The 1,967-nt window shown below is 73.2% G+C and carries 2 protein-coding genes; one reads left to right on the forward strand and one right to left on the reverse strand.

Annotated elements, in window-relative coordinates:
* The first annotated feature begins 191 nt into the window (after positions 1-191).
* Positions 192-1,052 (forward strand): pentapeptide repeat-containing protein, encoded by an 861-nt coding sequence (locus AB8Z36_RS39145; RefSeq protein WP_369218122.1) that lies wholly within the window; start codon positions 192-194, stop codon positions 1,050-1,052.
* Between the two features lie 58 nt (positions 1,053-1,110).
* Here the strand turns inward: AB8Z36_RS39145 and AB8Z36_RS39150 are convergent.
* Positions 1,111-1,967 (reverse strand): hypothetical protein (locus tag AB8Z36_RS39150; protein ID WP_369218123.1); only part of this gene is annotated, 857 nt, incomplete at its 5' end.

The raw sequence follows: 1,967 nt of genomic DNA on the forward strand, positions 1-1,967 counted from the left end.
TCCCCGTAGGAGCCGCCCGAGGCGTCGCGCCCGGCACCGAGAGCTTCCCGTAGGAGCCGCGCAACCTTCGCGCCCGGCACCGAGAGCTTCCCGTAGGAGCCGCGCAACCTTCGCGCCCGGCGTCGGATCGCGCGGCACAATGATCGTCGTCGCACGTCAGGCACGTCAGGCACGTCAGAAGGAGAGTCCGCATGGCATCGGAGCGTCAGCGTGAGCGGGTCGCGCTGCCCCTCGTCGAGGACGGCCGCGCGGCGCTCCGCGCGGACTGCGCCGACTGCTTCGGGCTCTGCTGTGTCGCGCTCACCTTCACCAGGTCCTCGGACTTCGCCGTGGACAAGGCCGCGGGCGAGCCCTGCGCCAACCTGGGGGAGGACTCCCGCTGCGGCATCCACCGCGACCTGCGGAGGAAGGGCTTCCAGGGCTGCACGGTCTACGACTGCTTCGGCGCGGGCCAGCACGTCTCGCAGCACACCTTCGACGGTGTGGACTGGCGGGCCGACAAGGACACCGCCCGCCGGATGTTCGAGGTCTTCCCGGTCATGCGGCAGCTCCACGAACTCCTCTGGTATATGGCCGACGCGCTGAGCCGCCCCCGGACCGCCCCGATCGCGGGTGAGCTGAAGGCGGCCCTCGCCAGGACGGAAGAGCTGGCCGCGGGCGGACCCGACAGCGTGGCCGGCGTCGACGTCCCCGCGCACCGCCAGGACGTCAACGTCCTGCTCCTGCGCACCAGCGAACTCGTCCGCAAGGGCAGCGGCGGCGGAAGGAAGAAGCAGCGCCGGGGCGCCGACCTCATCGGCGCACGGCTCAGGGCCGCCGATCTCGGCGCCGCCGACCTGCGCGGCGCCTATCTGATCGGCGCCGACCTGCGCGAGGCGAACCTGCGGGAGGCCGACGTGATCGGCGTGGACTTCCGGGACGCGGATCTGCGGGGCGCGGACCTCACCGGCGCGCTGTTCCTCACCCAGTCGCAGGTGAACGCGGCCAAGGGCGACGCCCGTACGAAACTCCCGGACACGCTGCACCGCCCGGGGCACTGGGCACCCGCCTAGGCCGCAGTCCCGCTCGGTCCCCTCGGTCCGTCCAGGGCGCCCGGCGCGCTCTCCCCGTTCACGTGTCGCATTCCAGTACCGTCCGGCACAGCCCGCACCTCGCCCGCACCCGGCCCCGGACCGGCACCCTGATCCGCTGCCCGCACACCGGGCACGGGAACGTGACGCTCAGGGGACCGGTCCGCCCGCCCCCGACGCCGCCTGTGCCGGAGAAGACATAGCCACCGGCCTCCCCGGCGCCGCCGTCCGCCGCTCCGGTGCCTCCGCGCTCCGCCGCGTACCGCCGGTCCTTCGCGTACCGCCGTCTGCCGGACCATCCGGCGGCCGTCAGCGGGGGCCGCTGCTCGTCGCGGCGGGCCTGGGCCAGCCCCTTGGTGTACGCCGTGTAGGCCTGCGCGCTGGTGAACCATGTCTCGGGGGCCTCGCCGAAGGCCAGCGCGCGCTTGGCGATCACGTATCCGTACTCCTCCGGGGTCAGATAGCCGAGCTTCTGCGAGGAGGCGCCGTCCTCGCGGTAGGCGTCGAGGAGCAGCCAGCCCGCGCCGAGGTAGGCGGCGGCGGTGTCGGTGAGGATCTCGTTGTCGCGGGTGCCGGGGAACGTCAGGTCCAGGCGGTGCAGGTACACGTGCATGACCTCGTGGGCGAGGGCCGCGCCGATGTCCCGCCGGTGGGTGCGGAAGCGGTCGTTGAGCTCGACGAAGTACTCCGGGCCCGCCGCCAGTTCGACGGAGGCCGCGTGCCGCATCTCCCGGAAGGAGACGATCACGCGGGCATCGGGCAGGCGCAGATGCCGCACCATCTCGCGGGCCACCCGCTGCGCGCCCAGATGCAGGTCGTCCTGGTCGCCGAAGGCGACGTCGGCGGGGGCCACGCTGGTGTCGAAGGTGCCGACGGTGTCCGCCGAGAGGCGTCTGT

The organism is Streptomyces flavofungini (genome assembly GCF_041028215.1).
GTDB classification, from domain to species: Bacteria; Actinomycetota; Actinomycetes; order Streptomycetales; family Streptomycetaceae; genus Streptomyces; species Streptomyces flavofungini_B.

Excerpts from the sequence above, each read along its gene's own strand:
- AB8Z36_RS39145 (WP_369218122.1), top strand. The coding sequence starts at position 192 with ATGGCATCGGAGCGTCAGCGTGAGCGGGTCGCGCTGCCCCTCGTCGAG.